Here is an 18,405-nt window from a genome sequence, read left to right as displayed (position 1 = left end):
GTGTGTTATCCCTGCCTCGTCCGCAGGCGGTCCCGCCGGCCGGGTTGGGTCCGGCCGGCGGCCTGGGAGGTCAGCGCAGCGCCTGCTTGGCGAGCTCTGAGACGATCTCGTAGTTCTGCGGCGTCACGAAGCCGGCGCCGGTGTCGACGTTCATGGGGGCAAGACCGAGCACCACCTGCTGGCAGAGACTGAGGATCGGCAGATAGCCTTGCATGAACGGCTGCTGGTCGGCCGTCAGCTGCACCCAGCCGCCCTTGAAGGCCTCGACGATCTGCGGGCTGGTGTCGAAGCCGAAATTGAAGATGTCGCCGGGCTTCCTGCCCGCCGCCTGCATGTAGGTGGCGACATTGCCGAGCATCTGCCCGCCGGGATAGCCGACCGCCTTGACGCCGGGATTGTTGAGCAGCGCCGCAGTGATCGGCGGGATCGCGAGATTGGGATCGGCTGCCCATTCGGTTTGCGAATTGATCTGAACGACATCGACGCCGGCCTCCTTCAGCGCGGCGACCGTTCCACGCTCGCGCGCGCCACGGCTCTCGTTCTCGAACGGGCCGATCATGATCGCCTTGTCGCCGGCCTTCAGCCCGGCCAGCTTGAACGCCTCGGCGCCGAGCGCGCGCCCCTGCTGCTCCTGCTGCGCGCCGACATAGCCGCCGCCGAACGCAGCCACCACCGTCGGCACCGGAACGTTCTGGTACATCATCTTGATGCCGTCCTTATGCGCCTGTTCGGCCAGCGGCATGATCGCCGCGTCGCCCGGATGGCCCATCATGGCGATGCCCTGCGGCTTGACGGCGACCGCCTCGCGCAATTGCTGCACCATCTTTTCGACGTCCCAGCCGGAAAAGATGTAGTCGACCTTCGGCCCGAGATCAGCCGCCGCCTGCTTGGCGCCATTATAGACGATGGTGCCGAAGGCGTCGCCCTCGGCGCCGCCGACGAAGAAGCGGATGTGGACGTCCTTGCACCATTGGGCGTCAAGCGCCTTTGCCGGCAGAGTGGAGATCGAGGCACAGAGCGCCGTGGCGGCCGCCACGACGGTCGAGCGCAGAACAGTCCTTCTGGTCGTGATGCTCATGCACGTTCCTCCCTTTTGGTCCCTCGCGATGGAGGGTTTCGACAATGATTTGGATCGGCCGGCTCCTCCCGCCGGCCGGCGCTCAAACCGGATTGGGCAGGTAGCTGTTCCCTCCCCGGCATTGCTTCAGATAATCGAGAGCGCGCGCCTGGCCGGTGATCTCGAGATCGTCGCGATAGACAGGGTCGTGCCAGCCCTCGATGTCGATGGCGCCCTTGTAGCCGGCCAGCCGCAATTCGCTGATCACGCGCGTCCAGTCGCTGTCGCCGAAGCCCGGCGTGCGCATCTGCACGAAGGGCAGGCGGCCGAACACGCCATGCTCGCGGATCACGTCCCAGCGCACCGTCGCGTCCTTGCCATGGACATGGAAGATGCGCGGCGCCCATTTGCGGATCTGCGGGATCGGGTCGATCAGATAGACGAGCTGGTGGCAGGGCTCCCATTCCAGCCCGAGATTGTCGTTCGGCAACTCGTTGAACATCAGCTCCCAGGCGTCCGGGTTGTGGGCGATGTTCCAGTCGCCGCTCGCCCAATTGCCGTCCATGGCGCAGTTCTCGAAGGCGATGCACACGCCCTTGTCAGCGGCGCGCCTGGCCAGCGGTCCCCACACCTCGCGGAAGCGCGGCAGGCTGTCGGTCAGCTTCTTGCCGCGCAGGCGGCCGGTGAAGCCGCAGACCATCGAAGTGCCGAACAGATGCGCGTTGTCGATCACCGTCTCCCAGGCGGCGAGCACGCCGCGATCGACCTCGCCGCTTTCGAGTGGATTGCCGAACACACCGAGCGACGACACGGTGACGTCCGCATCACCGATCGCGTCACGGATTTCGCCCGCGAGGCGCTTCAGGTCCTTGCCGCCCAGCGTCTGCCAGAAGAAGGGCTGGATGCTCTCGAAGCCAAGCGGCAGGATCTGCTTCACGTAGGCGGCCGGATCGTCGAGATTGGCCCGCACCATGGTGCCGATCCTGATATCGAGAAGCGGGTTTGGCATCATCATCCTTCCTGGGTCGCGATCGCCACGCGCCGTCCGCTCTCCGCGCTTTCGATCGCGCCGAAGACCATGGCGAGGCTTTTGATATTGTCGGTGCCGCGGGTCTCCGGCTCGGTGCCGGTTTCGATCGCGCGCATGAAATCCTGGATGATGCCGAGATGTCCGCCGACGCGGTCGGCCGGGTCGAGCGCCGGCACCTCGATCGAATACGTCTTGTCGATGATACCGTCGCGGCCCGACGCAACCACCTCCGCCTTCAGCCCGTCATGGCCGTCCCACAGCAGGCTGCCGCGCTCGGCAACGACGCGCCAGCTGCCTTCCCAGCTGGTGCGAAAACCGTCGGCGCACCAGGAGCCGGCATAGGTGAAGACCTTGCCGCCGCCGAGGTCGAAGACGGCGCTCGCCGACGAGCCCTGCCGGTACCAGGAACTGGCCGGCTCCCATTCCTGGCAATAGACGCTGGCCGGCTCGCCGGCGACCATGTAGCGGGCGGCGTCGAAGGTGTGGATCGCCATGTCGAGCAAAAGCACATGGTCCATCTCCTCGCGAAAGCCGCCGAAATGCGGCGCGATGAAGAAATCGGCATGGATGCTGGTCGGCTTGCCGATGGCGCCGGAGTCGAGGAAGCGCCTGATCCGCCTGACATTGGCGACATAGCGCCGGTTCTGGACGACGGCATGGAGGCGCCCGGCCCGACGCGCCGCCGCGATGATGGCCCGCGCATTCTCTGGGCTGTCGGCCAGCGGCTTTTCGGTCAGCAGGTGGCAATGATGGGCAAAGGCAGAAAGCGCGACCTCGCGGCGTGCCGCCGGAACCACGACATCGAACACGGCGTCGGGTTTCGTCTCGTCGAGGACGGCGTCGAGGCTGGTGCCGATGACGGCGTTGCTCAGATCGTATTCGCGCGCCCTCGCCTGCGCCCGCTCGGCATCGAGATCGACAAAGCCGGCAATGGCGAGCCCGTCGATCTGCCTTGCGGCATCGAGCCACTGCCTGCTCATAGCTCCGCACCCGACCAGGACGACCTTCATCATCCAGCGCTCCTCCTCCGCTCGGCCCCTCCAGGCCGAGTGTCACGGCATTTCCGGCATCACCGTAAACGTCTTTCCGTAAACGTTTACGAGAACACACCCGAAGGCTTAGAATGTCAATCACCTGCTCGCGAAAATCGACACCCGCTGCTTGGCCTGAAGGGCGGCCGGTGCTAGCGAAGACAGGGGGAGAACCGGCCTTGGCGTCCAGCATCCACGATCTCGCGCGTCATCTGAACATTTCGATCGGCACCGTCTCGCGCGCGCTGAACGGCCGTGCCGATGTCAATGCGGAGACGCGCCAGCGCGTGCTGGAGGCCGCCAGGAAGCTGAACTATTCGCCCAACCAGTCGGGCCGGAGTCTCAGGAAAGGCGCCACCCATTCGATCGCCTTCATGCTGCAACCGCACCCTGGCGACCAGCAATATGGCGAGCCGTTCTTCATCCCTTTCCTGACCGGTCTGCAGGCGCGGCTCGCCGAAAGCGAGCTCGATCTGATGGTCGTTATGGGTGAGCCCGGTCAATATCAGCCGGAGAGGCTGCGCCGCGTGGTTGAGACGCGCCGGGCCGACGCGGTCGTGTTGGCCAATACACGGCGGGAAGACGATCGGATCGACTATCTCAGCAAGGCCGGCTTTCCCTTCGCCACGCTTGGCCGAAGTCAATCCGGCGGCGACACCTATCCTTCGCTCGATATCGATTTCGAGAGGGCGGGTGAGGAAGCCGTCGACCGGCTGGTCGCGCGCGGCCACCGCCGCATTGCAGCCATCCGCCCTTCGCTCGATCTCAACTTCGGCTACCTGTTCCTCGACGGCTACCGCAAGGCGCTGCAGCGGCACGGCATCGAGGTCGACCCCGGCCTGATCGCCGACGGCTTCATCAACGAGACCGGCGGCTATCAGGTGACGCCGCGCGTGATGCTCTCCAAGGATCGGCCGACAGCCGTCATCTTCAACAATGACGCCATGGCGCTCGGCGGCTGCAAGGCGCTGGCCGAGATGGGCATTAGGCCCGGCCACGACATCGCGGTGATCGTCATTGTCGACACGCCGCTTTGCCGCTACTTCTCGCCAACGCTGACCGCCTTCCGGCCGTCGCTGGAGCCGATGGGCCGACGGCTGGCCGAGATGCTGCTGGCTTCGCTTCCGGCTTTCGCCGGTCCCGAAGGCACACGCATCATCCGCGAGGTCTGGCCGCTGGAGCTTGTCGCGCGCGAGAGCGATTGAGCGCCTTTCCCTTCTCCCCTTGGGCAGGGCTGTCCGGGGAAAGTTAGACATAGTCGAGGCTCATCTGATCGGGAGAGCAGCGGGGGTACCTTCGACTTGGATTGACGGGCGGCGGTTTGTCGATGGCGGCGATGTGGCGCCGCTCGAACAGGCATCGTGTCACCAGGTCGGTGAAGCGCAGGATCGGCAGTGCAACGCGATATGCGCGCGCTGCAATGCGCAACAGCGCATAGGCGATCATGGCGGCGAAGAGCTGCAGGCGGATGGCGTTGTCATTGTTGCCGAGGAACTTACGGATCTTGAGGTGCTGCTTGATCCAGCGGAACAGGAGCTCAATCTGCCAGCGCCCCTTGTAGAGGGCTGCTATGTCGGCGGCCGAGCGCTCGAGATCGTTGGTCAGCAGCGTGATGGTGTCGCCTTCGTCTCGCTTCACGATGATGCGACGCAAGCGGATCGGCAGTTTGGAATCGCCTTTGCTGGCAAAGCTCACCTCGGCATCCTCAAGCACGGTGAAGCCATCGCCGTGCATGGCTGCGAGGGGACGATCGCACACCAGCTTGAGCCCCATGTTGGTTTTGGGCCGGGTGACGAAGAAGGCTTGCGCCGCCGCGATCGCCGTCCACCAGCCGTAGTGGCAGTAACCCTTGTCGAACACGTAGGTCGCACCGTCTTCGATAGAGATGGTGCGGCCGATCTGGGCGTCGTTGACGTTGGCATCGGTGATGTCGAGGACGCGCGGACAGTCGCTGTCTGGATCATAGACGATATGCAGCTTCATGCCGCGGATGCGGCCGTTCGACTTGGCCCAGTCGCAAAGCTTGCCGAGCGGGATGGGCGTGGAATCGATCAGCCGCAGCATGGCACTGCCTTCGCGACGCATCTGCCGGTCGAGTTGGCCTGCAAGCAGGGCGAACGTCTCGGCGAAGACGGCTACAGGGCGGCGCCGGTTGGCGTCCGACAAGGTCGAGCGCCGCAACAGGTCGCTGCCGAGGTGGTAATGGTGCTGGCAGTTGGCGTTCCAGCCGGCTTGCAGGCTGCGAAGGCTCGTCGCGCCGCTGAGCTGAGCATAGATCAACACCACGAGATGGTCCCAGCTCTTGAACGACTTGTCATAGGCATCCCCATCATGGCTATCCACAATCGTCTGGAAGCGGCGACGATTGATCGGTTCAACCAGCTTGCCAAGAATGCTAGGCGTAAAGCGCATGCCCCGTTCCCTTTCTGAGTCTCGACAACCAGAAGGTAGACGGAAAATCCCCGTCTTACGGGGCATGCACATGCGGCATTTCGATTCACCCGAACCTTTCCCCGGACAGCCCTGCCCCTTGCGGGAGAAGGTGGCCGAGCGAAGCTCGGTCGGATGAGGGGTGCTCCAGGGAAAGCCAACGTATCCACTCCGCTGGCACACCCCTCATCCGTCTCGGCGCTATCGCGCCGATCCACCTTCTCCCACAAGGGGAGAAGGAAAAGCGCACCCAGCCTGTCACGCAACCATCACGTTCACGTCCTAGACCGCTCGACGGCAAGGGCTGCCCCGCATCGTCGGTGCCGCGCCCTTTTGAGCCAATGGCCGCTCTGCTCGTCACGAAGGGGATTTCCATGAAACATCTCAACCGAACCGCCACGCTCGGCGCGCTGCTCGCCCTGTTCACCGCCATGACGCCGGCGCTCGCCGATAGCGTCGCCTATGTCAACAAGGGGCTCGTCGGCGTCGGCCGCATTCCGGCGAGCCAGAAGGACAAGTTCGGCGAGACGTTCGGTTCGGGTTCCGGCATGGCGATCGACGCCAAGGGCTGGGTGCGCAACGGCGCCAGCTACAAGGGCTCGCTCTGGCTGCTGCCGGACCGCGGCTACAATGTCGCCGGCACCGCCGACTACCGCCCGCGCCTAAACACCATCGCGATCGAGCTGACGCCGACCGCTCCTGGCGCGGCCCCAGCCGCCGGACAGGAACAGGCCGGCGTCAAGGCGACGCTCGCCGACACCATGCTCTTGACCGACGACAAGGGCGCCGACGCCACCGGCCTCGATCCGCTGAACGGCGTGCGCGAAGCCGCCGGCGACATGCCGATCCTGCCGCAGGCCGAAAACGGCAAGCTTTCGCTGGACGACGAAGCGATCGTGCGCCTGCCCGATGGCACCATGTTCATCTCCGACGAATATGGCCCCAACATCTACCGCTTCTCGGCCGAAGGCCGGCTGATGTCGGCGACGCAGCCGCCCGCGGCCCTGGTGCCGATGCGCCACGCCAAGCCGAACTTCGCTTCCGACAATCCTGGCCCGGGCGCCGCCGAGCCAGATCCGAAGGACCCGGAAACCGGCCGTCAGAACAACCAGGGCCTCGAAGGCATGTCGGTGACGCCCGACGGCAAGTTCCTGATCGCCGTGCTGCAGTCGGCGGCCCGTCAGGACGGCGGCGATTCCGGCTCGACGCGCCAGAACACCCGCGCGCTGGTCTATGACGCTTCCGACCTCGCTCACCTCAAGCTGGCGCATGAATATGTCGTGCCGCTGCCGGTCTTCAAGGATGCCAAGGGCAAGACCAAGGTCGCCGCGCAGAGCGAGATCGTCGCGCTCTCCGACACCAGCTTCCTGATGCTGGCGCGCGACTCGGGCAACGGCCAGGGCCTGAAGGGCGAAGAATCGGTCTATCGCAAGATCGAGATCGTCGACCTCTCCGCCGCGACCGACATCGCCAACGGTCCGTTCGATGCCGCCGACAAGCCGGTGGCGCCGAAGGGCGTGCTTGATCCGTCGGTGACGCCGGCCAAGCTAACCTCCTTCATCGACATCAACGACAAAGGCGAGCTCGGCCGCTTCGGCCTGCACAATGGCGCGCCGAATGACAGGAACAACCTGTCCGAGAAGTGGGAGGCGATGTCGCTGGCGCCCGTCGTCGATCCGAAGCTTCCCGACGACTATTTCCTGTTCGTTGCCAACGACAACGACTTTCTCACCCAGGACGGCTTCCAGGTCGGCGCGCCCTACAAGGCCGAGGACGGCGCCGATGTCGACACCACCTTCCTGGTCTATCAGGTCACCCTGCCTGGACTGTCCGGGAACAGCCTCGCCGCGAACTAGTTCTGCTTCAGCCGCACGCCGAGCGGGCATACGGCTGAGCGCGGAAGGGATGCATGAGCATCAGGCCTGCGATAGCATCGCGGGCCTGATTCATTTTCGGTGCTGCCATGGATGACGACAAGCCCGCTCGAAGGCGGACCCACGATCTGACCAGCGGGCCGATCCCGCGCACGCTGCTTTTGTTCGCGCTGCCGGTGCTGGGTTCCAACGTGCTGCAGTCGCTCAACGGCTCGATCAACGCGGTCTGGGTCGGCCGCTTCCTCGGCGAGGCGGCGCTGACGGCGACCTCCAACGCCAATCTGGTGCTGTTCCTGATCCTCGGCACGGTGTTCGGCATCGGCATGGCGGCGACCATCCTGGTGGCGCAGTCCGTCGGCGCCCGCGATCTGCCCGCGGCGAAGCGCATCGTCGGCACCAGCGCCACCTTCTTCTTCCTGGTCTCGGTCGTGTTCGCCGTCTGCGGCTGGATCTGGGTCGACGCTATCCTCACCGGGCTCGGCACGCCGTCGGACGCCTTGCCGCTGGCGCGCAGCTACCTGCGCATCATCTTCGTCGCGGTGCCAATGATGAACCTTCTGTCCTTCGTCATGACCGTGCTGCGCGGCGCCGGCGACTCGCGAACCCCGTTTTTCTTCATGGCGCTGGCGGTCGTTCTTGACGTCGTGCTCAATCCGCTGCTGATCCGCGGCATCGGCCCCTTCCCCGAGCTCGGCATCGCCGGCTCGGCGACCTCGACGCTCATAGGCCAGACGGTGAGCGGCATTGCCATCCTGATCGTGCTTTATCTTCGCAAGCACCCGCTGCGGTTGGCCGGCGCCGATCTCGCTCTGCTGCGGCCCGACCCGGCGCTGCTGCGCATCGTCGTCTTCAAGGGCATCCCGATGGGCCTGCAGATGATCGTCATCTCGGCCGCGGCGCTCACCGTGATGGGCATCGTCAACTCCTACGGCTCGCAGGTCGCCGCCGCTTACGGCATCCCGGCGCAGCTCTGGACCTATATCCAGATGCCGGCGCTGGCGATCGGGGCAGCGGTTTCCTCGATGGCCGCGCAGAATGTCGGCGCCGGCCGCTGGGACCGCATCGGCAAGGTCGCGGCTTCGGGGGTCGGCTTCAACCTGGTGCTGACCGGCGCGCTGGTGGCGCTGCTCTTCGTCTTCGACCGCCCGGTGCTCAGCCTCTTCCTCAGCAACGACAGCGCCGCGATCGACATTGCCGCTCATATCAACAGGGTGGCGTCCTGGTCGTTCATCCTGTTCGGCATCACGATCGTGCTCTTCGCCACGGTGCGCGCCACCGGCGCCGTCATGCCGCCGCTGATCATCCTGATCATCTCGGTGTTGTTCATTCGCACCGGCTTTGCCTATTTCATGCGCAGCGTCATCGGCCAGGAGGCGCTGTGGTGGAGCTTTCCGGCCGGCTCGATCGCCTCGCTGGTGCTTGCCGCAGCCTATTATCGCCTCGGCCGCTGGCGCACCACGCATATGATCGAGGGCCGGCCGGCGGCCGGCGAGCCGCCCGACACCGGCCTCGGCGTGCCGCGCCAGCGCGCCAATCTTGCGCCTGAGACACCGGCCAGCTGAGATCTACTGCCGCGCGTATTTGGCGCCGAAACCGAGCGCCACCAGCGAGAAGACGATGATCATGCCGGCAAAGGCCAGGCTTGCCGCGGTGGCGTTGGCCAGGCTGGACAGCACGCCGATGCCGATCACCGGCAGCGCGTTGCCGCAGAAGCAGCAGATGAAGAAGACCGAGACCACCTCGGCGCGGCGGTCGGCCGGCGCGATCTGATTCACCACCTGCAGGCCGCCGCGATAGCCGAGCGCCGCCGCCGCGCCGCAGACCGCGGTCGCCGCGATCATGAGTGCCATCGAGGCGTAGATTTGCGCCGCGACGACCAGCGCCACAGCCGGGATCATCAGGACGAGCGCCGCAAGCATGGTGGAGCGGCTAGCAAGCCGGGCGGTGGCCACGATGGTGATGGCCGACACGATCGACAGCTCGAAAAAAAGCCCGCCGGCTTCGGCATGATTGGTCACGTGCAGCTGCTGCGCGAGAATGCTCGGCGCCAGCGCGGCATAAAAGCCGACAAGCGCCATGGCGCCGAAGCCGGTCACCGCCGGCGCCACGAATTGCGCGCGGATATTGTCGGGCACCGAAAGCCGTGGCCGCAGCGAGACATCCGAGAGCCGCCCCGGACTGGAGACCGTTTCCCGCGTGCGCCAGATCAGCACGGTCACCAACGCAAGCAGGACGAGATAGACGGCAAATGTGAGCCTGAGCGGCCAGGGCGCATATTGGGCGAGCAGCCCCGCCATGAGCGCGCCGACGCCGAGACCGATGAAGTTGGTGCTGGTGGTGATGATAGCGGCGCTCGACTTGTCCTTGCCTTCGATCAGCTCGGCCAGCCAGGCGGTGCCCGCGCCCGCGCCGACGCCTATGCCAAGCCCGCTCAGAATGCGGGCGATGTCGAGCCAGGCGAGGTTTTCGGCGAAGAGGAAAAACAACGCGCTGACCACGGCAACCCCCATCGCGGCCAGCGCGGCGGGACGGCGGCCGATCACATCCGACACCCGGCCGAAAAACAGCAGCGCCCCCAGATTGCCGACGACGTAGACGGCGTAAACCAGCGTCAGCGTGACCTGCGAGAAGCCGAAGGTCTGCTTGTAGATGATGTAGAGCGGGGTCAACGCGGTGCTGCCGGCAAAAAGCGCGGCGATCATGGCGGCGACGGCGGCCTTCGCGGTCCTCCCGCCAAGCTCATGGTCACGCGTCATGGTTTGAGCGTAGCGGTCATGGCGACCTCCGAGGGTTGCAAGCCCAACGCCTACATAATGGCGCCGTTCCACCCTGCGAATCTCCTCCTGACAGTTCTGGCAGGATGGTCAGCCGCGGCATCCTCCCTTAACGTCGACGCAAAGCGAGGGAAGAATCATGGGCAAGGGACGGGTCGAGGCATTCACCGATGGCGTCGTCGCCATCATCATCACCATCATGGTGCTGGAGCTGAAAGTGCCGCATGGCGAGGATTTTTCCGCGCTTTTGCCGCTGTGGCCGGTCTTCTTCTGCTACGTGCTCTCCTTCATCAATGTCGGCATCTACTGGAACAACCTGCACAACATGTTCCACACCGTGCAACGCGTCGACGGGCGCGTGCTGTGGGCCAACATGAACCTGCTGTTCTGGCTGTCGCTGATGCCGGTGACCACCGCGTTCATGGGGGAGAACCACTTCGCCCCGGTGCCGGTCGCCGTCTATGGCTTCGACCTGGCGCTTTGCGCCGTTGCCTACAACATCCTGGTCATCAAGCTGCGCCATCTGCACGGCGCCGAAACGACCTTCGCCAGGGCCGTGGGCCAGGATCGCAAGGGCAAGATTTCTCTGGCGCTCTACATCGCCGCCGTCCTGCTCAGCTTTCTCAACCAATGGATCAGCGTGGCGATCTACGTGCTTGTGGCGGCGATCTGGTTTGCGCCCGACAAACGGTTCGAGAGGCTGATCGAAAAATAGAAACCTATTTCCGCATCGCTTTCAGCTTCTCGGCCACCGAGGCGGCAAGGTCGGCATAGCGCTCCTCCAGCCGCTCGGCCGCCTTGATGATCGCGAAGTCATGGCCGAACTTCTCCAGCGCCAGCCGCAGCTTCTCGGCGAAATCCGCCTGCTTCTCCAGCGCCGCGAACAGCGTTTTCACCTGCGTCTCGCTGATATCGGGATTGGCGAGCATCTTCGGCACCTCGCGGCCCATCTCGTCGCCATTGGCGGTCTGCTCTTTGAGGATTCCGATCCAGTCGGTCAAATGCCGAGCTCCTTTTTCAGGACAGCATGCGCGGCAGGCGCAGCGATGGTCAACCCGTTGCGACTGTAGTCGTCAACTCGTTGCGACTGTAAGTCGTCAACCCGTTGCGACTGTAAGTCGTCAACCGTTGCGACTGTCACGGTCGCCCATCGGGACGAACCAGCCTTGCCTCAGCGGCAGTGAGCGTTAAGTTCGGCGCGACCCGAACAAGGATGGAAACCATGACTAGCGACGCCGAAATCCAGACCGCCCTGCCAGCTTTCGCCTCGGGCAACGTCGCCGTCATCACCGGCGGCGCCAGCGGCATCGGCCTCGCCGCCGCGAAACGGTTCGCGGCGATGGGCATGAAGACGGTGCTCGCCGATATCGGTGGCGTGCGCCTCGACCAGGCGACGGAGGCTGTCGCCGCGATCGCCGGCAAGGATGCCGTCCTCCCGATCCCCACCGACGTCTCCAAGGCCGAAGAGGTCGACCGGCTGGCGGACCTCGCTTACGGTGCCTTCGGTGCGGTGTCGGTGCTGATGAACAATGCCGGCGTCGGCAACAATCCAGGCAAGCCCTGGGAGAACCGCGACGCCTGGAAGCGGCTTCTGGACATCAATTTCTGGGGTGTCGTGCACGGCACCGAGGCCTTCGCGCCGCGCATGCTCGCAGCTGGAAAACCGGGGCTCGTCATCAACACCGGCTCCAAGCAGGGCATCACCACGCCGCCCGGCAATCTCGCCTACAACGTCTCCAAGGCTGGCGTGAAGACGTTTACCGAAGGGCTGGCGCATGCGCTTCGCAACGAGCCTGGCGCGAAAGTGTCGGCGCATCTGCTGATCCCCGGTTTCACCTACACCGGCCTGACCGAAGGCGCGACGGAAAAGCCCGCCGGCGCCTGGACCGGCGAGCAGGTGATAGACTTCATGCTGGCATCGCTCGTCGACGGCGATTTCTACATCCTGTGCCCCGACAACGAGGTGGCGCGGCCGACGGATGAAAAGCGCATGGCCTGGGCGGTCGGCGACATCATCGAGAACCGCCCTGCCCTCTCGCGCTGGCATCCCGATCACAAGGACGCCTTCGCGGCCTTCATGAACCGCTGACGGCCCTTTCAAGCAGCCGCTTTCTTCTTTGAGCTGTTCTTCCCGGCCACAGGCTTCTTTGCGGCCGCGCCGGTGGTCTTGGCCGCATGCCTCGTGCCGTTCTTTCCGGCCACGACCTTGTTGGCCGCCGTTTCGGCGATCTTGCGGTCGTGCCGCTTCGCCGCCGCCTCGCATTTGGCGCGGATCTCCTCGACCTCGGATTCCGTCAGGTGCTCGATGCCGATGAAATGATTGTGGGCGCGGCTGACCCTGATCAGCTCGTCGAGCTTGGCCTGGATCGCCGCGCCGTCGCGGTTCTGCGTGTTCTGGATCAGGAACACCATCAGGAAGGTGACGATGGTGGTGCCGGTGTTGATGACGAGTTGCCAAGTGTCTGAAAACCCGAAGATCGGGCCACTTGCCGCCCAGACAACCACGATCAGCACGCAGATGGCGAAGGTCGGCGGCAGGCCGGCCAGATGCGCCACCCGGTTGGCCATCCAGGTAAAAGCCTTCTCGATCATGCAAATTCCTCAAAAACCGTGGACGCGCGGGCATTTGCGAAGAAACAAGCAGCCACCGCATCGGGTTCCAAAGGGTCGAATTTTCGTGACGGGACGGGGCTGCAATCAGCCACACGCCAGAAGCGCAGGCGCGTGAAGAAACACCTTATCGGTTTGCTTGCGATAATGCCGGTGCAGGCCAGAAAGCCTGTTCCTTCCGCTTCACGCGGTTTGCCTCCAGCCCCTTCCGCCGCGCCACCCCCGCATGGCGGAAGGGGCGCCACTCCCGACAGAAGCGGACAGCGCCGTTGTGCTTTCAACGGCATTCTGTGTGTCAGGGAGTACCGCCTTCCCAGCGATCGAGGAAGGCCTCGATCTGCACGGCTTGCATGTCGGGGATTGCGCTCGCCAGTTTCTCCGGCGCCCAATCCCACCAGGCCAGGGCCTCGATACGCGCCGCGACTGCCGCTGAGAAGCGTTCGCGCAAGGGCTTCGCCGGAACGCCGGCGACGATCGTGTAGGGCGCGACGTCATGCGTCACCACGGCATTGGCGCCGATGACGGCGCCGTTGCCAATCGCAACGCCCGGCATGACGACCGCGCCATGGCCGATCCAGACATCGTGGCCGACACTGACCGGTTTGGCTTGCCGGCGCGCGCGAAATTCAGCGTCGACGCCCAGCCAGCGGAAATACTCGTTCGGCCGGTAGCTGACCTTATGCTGCGTCAGCCGCTCGATCGGGTGCTCGAGCGCGTTGATGCGGCTGTTGGCGGCGATCGAGCAGAACTTGCCGATCGTCGTGTAGATCGCTTCCGAATGGCGCTCGAAATAGGAAAAGTCGCCGACGCTCACCTCGCGCAGGATCACCCGCTCGCCGATCGAGGCATAGCGGCCGAGCTTGCAGCCTTTGAGCTCCGCGGTCGGATGGATGCGCGGCTCGGGATCTTTCAGTACAAGGTTTTCAGGACGGTTCATGAAGCGGCTTTACGCCGGCGGGGACGGCCTCGCAAGCGCGACCTGCCCCCACAAGCCTGTCTCGGGAGACTATTGCGGCTTGCCCTTGGTCCACACCACGTTCTGGCCGTAGAGCGGCACGGTGGTGACCGACATCTTCGCCGAGCCGTTCTGCACCTGGCGCGAATGCGACAGATAGATCAGCGTCTCGTTCTTCCTGTCGTAGATGCGGTTCACCACCTGCTTCTTCCAGATCAGGCTGAGGCCCTGCTTGAACACTTCCTCGCCGCCCTCGCCCATATCGATGTCGCCGATGGTGATCGGCCCGGTCTGGCGGCAGGAGATCGAGGAATCGGAAGGATCCTCGAACCAGTTGCCCTTATGCAGCCGGTCGATGATGCTACGGTCGAAATAGGCGACGTGGCAGGTGACGCCGTCGACCTTCGGGTCCTTGATGGCGTCGATCATGATGTCGTTGCCGACCCAGTCGACACCCACTTTGCCCACCTCGTCGGCCATGGCAGCGCCGGCGCTGAGAGCAAGACATGCGGCGAACAAACCGATCAGTTTTCGCAAAGGTTGCCTCCTGGGTTGGCGTTTGCCGATGTCAGGTGGGACAAGATCGTGGCGTTTGCAAGCCGCCCGACACGGGGGTTGTGCCCCACCTGGATCTCTGCTTGCGGCAACGCGGCATCTTTGCGTGCCCGGCGCAGACCCGCTAAGAGTGTCGCCAAACTTGCCCCAAGGCAATCACGACGGACATTCACTGATGATGCGTTCAATCCTGGTCGGCATTCTCGTCCTGATGGCGGCGGGCATCGGCTGGCTGACGTTCGACTGGTACCGCGGCCATTATGGCGGCGAGCCCTTCGGCGCGCCCTTCACGCTGGTCGACCAGAAAGGCGCGCCGATCACCGAAGCCGCCTTCAGGGGCCACCCGACGGTCGTGTTCTTCGGCTTCACCCATTGCCCGGAAGTCTGCCCGACAACCCTGTTCGAGCTGGCCGGCTGGCTGAAGACGATGGGCGACAGCGGCAAGAACCTCAACGCCTATTTCGTCACCGTCGATCCGGAGCGCGACACCCCGGAGACGATGAACACCTATGTCAGCAACTTCTCCGATCGCATCACCGGCATCACCGGCGATCCGGACAAGGTGCACGCCATGGCCAAGGCCTTCGGCATCTATTGGAAGAAGGTCGACACCGGCGACGGCGACTACACGATGGACCATACCGCCTCGGTGCTGCTGCTCAACGCCAGGGGCGATTTCGCCGGTACCATCGCCTATGGCGAGAGCGCCGACACCGCCGTCGCCAAGCTGAAGCGGCTGGCTGCCGGCGGGCAAACATGATGGGCCAGACCAGGCTGCACCTCACCGCCAGCAAGCTCGAGGCCGATCGCATCTTCGCGGCGCTGGACGCCGCCTTCGAGGATGACGGCCTGCCGATCGCCGTGCTGGAGCTCGACGAGGAAAAAGACATCCACGAAGTGTCGCTCTATGCCGATGGCGACGTCGGTCCTGTCGAGGCGCGGGTCAGGGATATCATCGCCGGTCTCGGCCTGCCGAAGCCTGTCGAGCGCGAGGTCCTTCCCGATGTGGACTGGGTGTCGCGCTCGCTGGAAGGCTTGAAGCCGGTCCGTACGGGGCGCTTCCTCGTCCACGGCTCGCACGACCGCGCCAAGCGCCACGCCGGTGATCTCGCCATCGAGATCGAGGCAGGCCTTGCCTTCGGCACCGGCCATCACGGCACCACCGCCGGCTGCCTCGAAATGCTGGAGCAGGTGGTGCTGCGCGAACGGCCGCGCAACGCGCTCGACCTCGGCACCGGCAGCGCGGTGCTCGCGATCGCGCTCGCCAAGCTCGCGCATATCCCGGTGCTGGCGACCGACATCGATCCGGTCGCCGTCCGCGTCGCCGCCGCCAACGCCCGCCTCAACCATGTCAAGGCGCTGGTCGAGACGGTGACGGCGCCGGGCTTCCACAACCCGATCTTCGCCAGGCGCGCGCCTTTCGACCTCATCGTCGCCAACATCCTGGCCCGGCCGCTGATGCGGCTCGCGCCTCAGATGGCCCGGCATATCAGGCTCGGCGGCTCGCTGGTGCTTTCCGGCATCCTCGACCGGCAGCGCGACGCCGTGATCTCAGCCTATGTCGGTCAGAGCTTTCGTCACGTCCGCACGCTGCATCGCGAGGGCTGGGTGACCATCCACCTCAAGCGCTGAGGCGGTTACTCACACATAAAGCGAGTTTGCCGCCTTCTTCAGCTCTTCGCGATCGTAGCCATTGGCGTTCAGCGTTTCATCGTCGAGACAAAGCAGCGCCCCGTTGACGTAGCGGGTCGCCTCGCGCCGGCGAGCTTCGATCAGCGCGCTCATGGCGTTTCTGAAAAATCCGCGTCTGGCTGGAAGCGTGGACATGACAGTCTCCTTTGCAGGACAACAGGATTCATTCCTCCACATCCGGGAGACTAAGCTCTGCCGACCTGTCTGGAAATCAACGATTCTGCATAGCGTCCATGCGCAAAGACACGGGGGCGCGCCTAGCTTGCACGTCGTCGCTTCAGCATATCTGGATCATATGGCGTCTGGTGACAGATCCGTTTCAATTGGCGCACGAAATGCTCTAAAGCATGTCTCCCGAAAGTGGGAACCGGTTTCGGGATAAAGACATGCGTAAGATCCAAAACCTAAAGCGCATGGCGCGAATCTGAAAGATCGCGACGCGCTTTAGGTTCGCGACAAGCATCCGAGGAGAGGCCACCATGTTCCAGACCTTTGATTCCGCTGGCGATCCGGCCGTCGGCAAGCCGCGCGTGGCGCTGCTGCGGCAATGGCTGGCCGACAATGGCTTGGATGGCTTCATCGTCCCCCGCGCGGACGAGCACCAGGGCGAATATGTCGCCGACCGCTCGGCGCGGCTGAAATGGCTGACCGGCTTTTCCGGTTCGGCCGGCGTCGCCATCATCCTGCGCGACCGCGCCTTCATCTTCGTCGACGGCCGCTACACGCTGCAGGTCCGAAACGAGGTCGACCTTTCGATCTTCACCGTCGAAAGCCTCATCGACAATCCGCCGGCCAGCTGGATCAGGGACAATTTCGGCAAGGGCGCGAGGCTCGGCTTCGACCCCTGGCTGCATACGATCGGCGAGGTCAGGGCGCTGAAGGCATCGGCCGAGCAATCCGGCGCGACCTTGGTGCCGCTCGACAGGAACCCGATCGACATCATCTGGAAAGACCAGCCCGAGCCGCCGCGCGCGCCGGTGGAGTTGCAAGAGCTCAATTTTGCCGGTGAGCTCGCCAAGGACAAGCTTGTGCGGCTGGCAAGCGCCATCCAGAAAGACGGCGCCACCCATGCGGTGCTGACCGACCCCTCTTCCATCGCCTGGAGCTTCAACATCCGTGGCGCCGACGTGCCGCACACGCCGCTGGCGCTCGGCTTTGCCATCCTCGCCGCCGACGGCAAGCATCAGCTGTTCATGGACCAGCGCAAATTCCCGCGCCAGGTCGCGGTCTATCTCACCCAGCTTGCCGATCTGCATGATCCGGGCGAGTTCGAAGCGGCAATCGTCGAGCTGGCCAAAAACGGCGCCAGGATCGCGCTGGATCCGGTGCTGGCGGCGGAAAAGCTGCGGATGCTTACCGAGGACAATGGCGGCACCGTCGTCTTGGCGGCTGACCCTGCGCGTATACCCCGCGCGACCAAGAACCAGGCCGAGATCGCCGGCAGCCGCGCCGCGCATCGCCGCGACGGCGCTGCGGTCGCCAAGCTGCTGTGCTGGCTCGAGCGCCAGCAGCCCGGCACGCTCGACGAAATTGCCGTCGTCACCAAGCTGGAGGAAGTGCGCCGCCAGACAGGCGAGGAAACCCAGATGCCGCTGCGCGACATCTCCTTCGACACGATTTCCGGTGCCGGCCCGAACGGCGCGATCATGCATTACCGCGTCTCGCGCGCCACCAGCCGCAAGCTGGAAAGCGGAGAACTGTTCCTGCTCGATTCCGGCGGCCAGTACCAGGACGGCACCACCGACATCACCCGCACCGTGCCGATCGGTGAGCCGACGCAGGAAATGCGCGAGCGCTTCACCCTCGTGCTGAAGGGCATGATCGGCATCTCGACGCTGCGTTTCCCCGCCGGCACGCGCGGCTCGGAAATCGACGCCGTCGCGCGCATGGCACTGTGGAAGCATGGCTGCGACTTCGCCCATGGCACCGGCCATGGCGTCGGCTCCTATCTTGCCGTGCATGAAGGGCCGCAGCGCATCGCCCGCACCGGCACCGAGAAACTGCTTGCCGGCATGATGCTGTCCAACGAACCAGGCTACTACAAGGAAGGCGCCTACGGCATCCGCATCGAGAACCTGATTCTGGTCACGCCGGCGGAACCGATCGAAGGTGGCGACATCCCCATGCACGGCTTCGAGACGCTCACGTTGGCGCCGATCGACAAGCGTCTCGTCCGCAGCGATCTCTTGACCCGCGACGAGTTGCACTGGCTCGACCAGTATCATGCATGGGTGCTGGCCGAGATCGGCCCGATGGTGGACGGCGAAACGCTGGCCTGGCTGGAGAAGGCGACAGCACCACTGCCGCACGACGCGAAGATTTGAGATTAGCTTCTTTCTCCCCGTTCTACGGGGAGAAATGCCCGGCAGGGCAATGAGGGGCAGCGCCGGCGGTCCG

At 64.7% G+C, this 18,405-nt stretch carries 18 protein-coding genes; 8 read left to right on the top strand and 10 right to left on the bottom strand.

The genetic code is table 11. The features are described 5' to 3' along the window. Positions 1-70: 70 nt before the first annotated feature. The 3 genes from EJ072_RS26635 to EJ072_RS26625 form a co-directional block, all read right to left on the bottom strand. Positions 71-1,078, bottom strand: coding sequence for a substrate-binding domain-containing protein (locus tag EJ072_RS26635; RefSeq protein WP_126060124.1), 1,008 nt, complete (start codon positions 1,076-1,078; stop codon positions 71-73). Positions 1,079-1,160: 82 nt separating this feature from the next. After that, the gene (locus tag EJ072_RS26630) at positions 1,161-2,069 is read right to left on the bottom strand and encodes a sugar phosphate isomerase/epimerase (protein WP_126083757.1); all 909 of its coding nucleotides are present in this window, start codon (positions 2,067-2,069) and stop codon (positions 1,161-1,163) included. Then, a complete protein-coding gene (locus tag EJ072_RS26625) occupies positions 2,069-3,100 on the bottom strand; it encodes a Gfo/Idh/MocA family oxidoreductase (RefSeq protein WP_126082028.1) in 1,032 nt (343 codons plus the stop codon). Before EJ072_RS26625 ends, EJ072_RS26630 begins: the two co-directional genes overlap by 1 nt. Positions 3,101-3,297: 197 nt before the next feature. Here EJ072_RS26625 and EJ072_RS26620 point away from each other — a divergent pair, with 197 nt between their 5' ends. Then, positions 3,298-4,323, top strand: coding sequence for a LacI family DNA-binding transcriptional regulator (locus EJ072_RS26620; protein WP_126082027.1), 1,026 nt, complete (start codon positions 3,298-3,300; stop codon positions 4,321-4,323). A 43-nt stretch (positions 4,324-4,366) separates the two neighbouring features. Here EJ072_RS26620 and EJ072_RS26615 read toward each other — a convergent pair whose 3' ends face one another. Beyond that, positions 4,367-5,530 (bottom strand): IS4 family transposase, encoded by a 1,164-nt coding sequence (locus EJ072_RS26615; protein WP_126078352.1) that lies wholly within the window; start codon positions 5,528-5,530, stop codon positions 4,367-4,369. Between the two features lie 392 nt (positions 5,531-5,922). Between EJ072_RS26615 and EJ072_RS26610 the strand changes: the two genes are divergently transcribed. Together EJ072_RS26610 and EJ072_RS26605 are read left to right on the top strand one after the other, a co-directional pair. Then, positions 5,923-7,404, top strand: coding sequence for an esterase-like activity of phytase family protein (locus tag EJ072_RS26610; protein WP_126082026.1), 1,482 nt, complete (start codon positions 5,923-5,925; stop codon positions 7,402-7,404). A 107-nt stretch (positions 7,405-7,511) separates the two neighbouring features. Continuing rightward, positions 7,512-8,984, top strand: coding sequence for an MATE family efflux transporter (locus EJ072_RS26605; RefSeq protein ID WP_126082025.1), 1,473 nt, complete (start codon positions 7,512-7,514; stop codon positions 8,982-8,984). Positions 8,985-8,987: 3 nt separating this feature from the next. Here EJ072_RS26605 and EJ072_RS26600 read toward each other — a convergent pair whose 3' ends face one another. Further along, positions 8,988-10,178 carry an MFS transporter gene (locus tag EJ072_RS26600; RefSeq protein ID WP_126082024.1) on the bottom strand — a complete coding sequence of 397 codons (1,191 nt, stop codon included), beginning with the start codon at positions 10,176-10,178 and terminating at the stop codon, positions 8,988-8,990. Between the two features lie 157 nt (positions 10,179-10,335). Here EJ072_RS26600 and EJ072_RS26595 point away from each other — a divergent pair, with 157 nt between their 5' ends. Next, positions 10,336-10,911 carry a TMEM175 family protein gene (locus EJ072_RS26595; protein WP_126082023.1) on the top strand — a complete coding sequence of 192 codons (576 nt, stop codon included), beginning with the start codon at positions 10,336-10,338 and terminating at the stop codon, positions 10,909-10,911. A gap of 4 nt (positions 10,912-10,915) precedes the next feature. Here EJ072_RS26595 and EJ072_RS26590 read toward each other — a convergent pair whose 3' ends face one another. Continuing rightward, positions 10,916-11,197: a hypothetical protein gene (locus EJ072_RS26590; RefSeq protein ID WP_126082022.1), complete on the bottom strand. Its 282-nt coding sequence runs from the start codon at positions 11,195-11,197 to the stop codon at positions 10,916-10,918. Between the two features lie 221 nt (positions 11,198-11,418). On the opposite strand from EJ072_RS26590, the gene EJ072_RS26585 reads away from it, so the two are divergent. After that, entirely contained in the window at positions 11,419-12,285 is an 867-nt protein-coding gene (locus EJ072_RS26585; RefSeq protein ID WP_126082021.1) for an SDR family NAD(P)-dependent oxidoreductase, read from the top strand. A gap of 8 nt (positions 12,286-12,293) precedes the next feature. On the opposite strand, the gene EJ072_RS26580 is transcribed toward EJ072_RS26585, so the two are convergent. The 3 genes from EJ072_RS26580 to EJ072_RS26570 form a co-directional block, all read right to left on the bottom strand. After that, positions 12,294-12,788 carry a low affinity iron permease family protein gene (locus EJ072_RS26580; RefSeq protein ID WP_189342130.1) on the bottom strand — a complete coding sequence of 165 codons (495 nt, stop codon included), beginning with the start codon at positions 12,786-12,788 and terminating at the stop codon, positions 12,294-12,296. Between the two features lie 313 nt (positions 12,789-13,101). Then, positions 13,102-13,743 carry a DapH/DapD/GlmU-related protein gene (locus EJ072_RS26575; protein WP_126082020.1) on the bottom strand — a complete coding sequence of 214 codons (642 nt, stop codon included), beginning with the start codon at positions 13,741-13,743 and terminating at the stop codon, positions 13,102-13,104. Between the two features lie 69 nt (positions 13,744-13,812). Then, positions 13,813-14,241 (bottom strand): CreA family protein, encoded by a 429-nt coding sequence (locus EJ072_RS26570; protein ID WP_108702807.1) that lies wholly within the window; start codon positions 14,239-14,241, stop codon positions 13,813-13,815. A gap of 250 nt (positions 14,242-14,491) precedes the next feature. Here EJ072_RS26570 and EJ072_RS26565 point away from each other — a divergent pair, with 250 nt between their 5' ends. Together EJ072_RS26565 and EJ072_RS26560 are read left to right on the top strand one after the other, a co-directional pair. Further along, entirely contained in the window at positions 14,492-15,076 is a 585-nt protein-coding gene (locus EJ072_RS26565) for an SCO family protein (protein WP_126082019.1), read from the top strand. Continuing rightward, the gene (locus EJ072_RS26560; protein ID WP_126083755.1) at positions 15,076-15,948 is read left to right on the top strand and encodes a 50S ribosomal protein L11 methyltransferase; all 873 of its coding nucleotides are present in this window, start codon (positions 15,076-15,078) and stop codon (positions 15,946-15,948) included. The genes EJ072_RS26565 and EJ072_RS26560 overlap by 1 nt, the downstream gene beginning before the upstream one ends. Before the next feature lie 9 nt (positions 15,949-15,957). On the opposite strand, the gene EJ072_RS26555 is transcribed toward EJ072_RS26560, so the two are convergent. Next, positions 15,958-16,143 carry a hypothetical protein gene (locus EJ072_RS26555; protein ID WP_126060111.1) on the bottom strand — a complete coding sequence of 62 codons (186 nt, stop codon included), beginning with the start codon at positions 16,141-16,143 and terminating at the stop codon, positions 15,958-15,960. A 344-nt stretch (positions 16,144-16,487) separates the two neighbouring features. Here EJ072_RS26555 and EJ072_RS26550 point away from each other — a divergent pair, with 344 nt between their 5' ends. After that, positions 16,488-18,332: an aminopeptidase P family protein gene (locus EJ072_RS26550; protein ID WP_126082018.1), complete on the top strand. Its 1,845-nt coding sequence runs from the start codon at positions 16,488-16,490 to the stop codon at positions 18,330-18,332. Positions 18,333-18,405 lie beyond the last annotated feature (73 nt).

Source organism: Mesorhizobium sp. M2A.F.Ca.ET.046.03.2.1 (assembly GCF_003952425.1).
GTDB lineage: Bacteria > Pseudomonadota > Alphaproteobacteria > Rhizobiales > Rhizobiaceae > Mesorhizobium.
The sequence above is the reverse complement of the archived record's forward strand: the minus strand, read 5'-3'. Positions and strand labels throughout refer to the sequence as shown.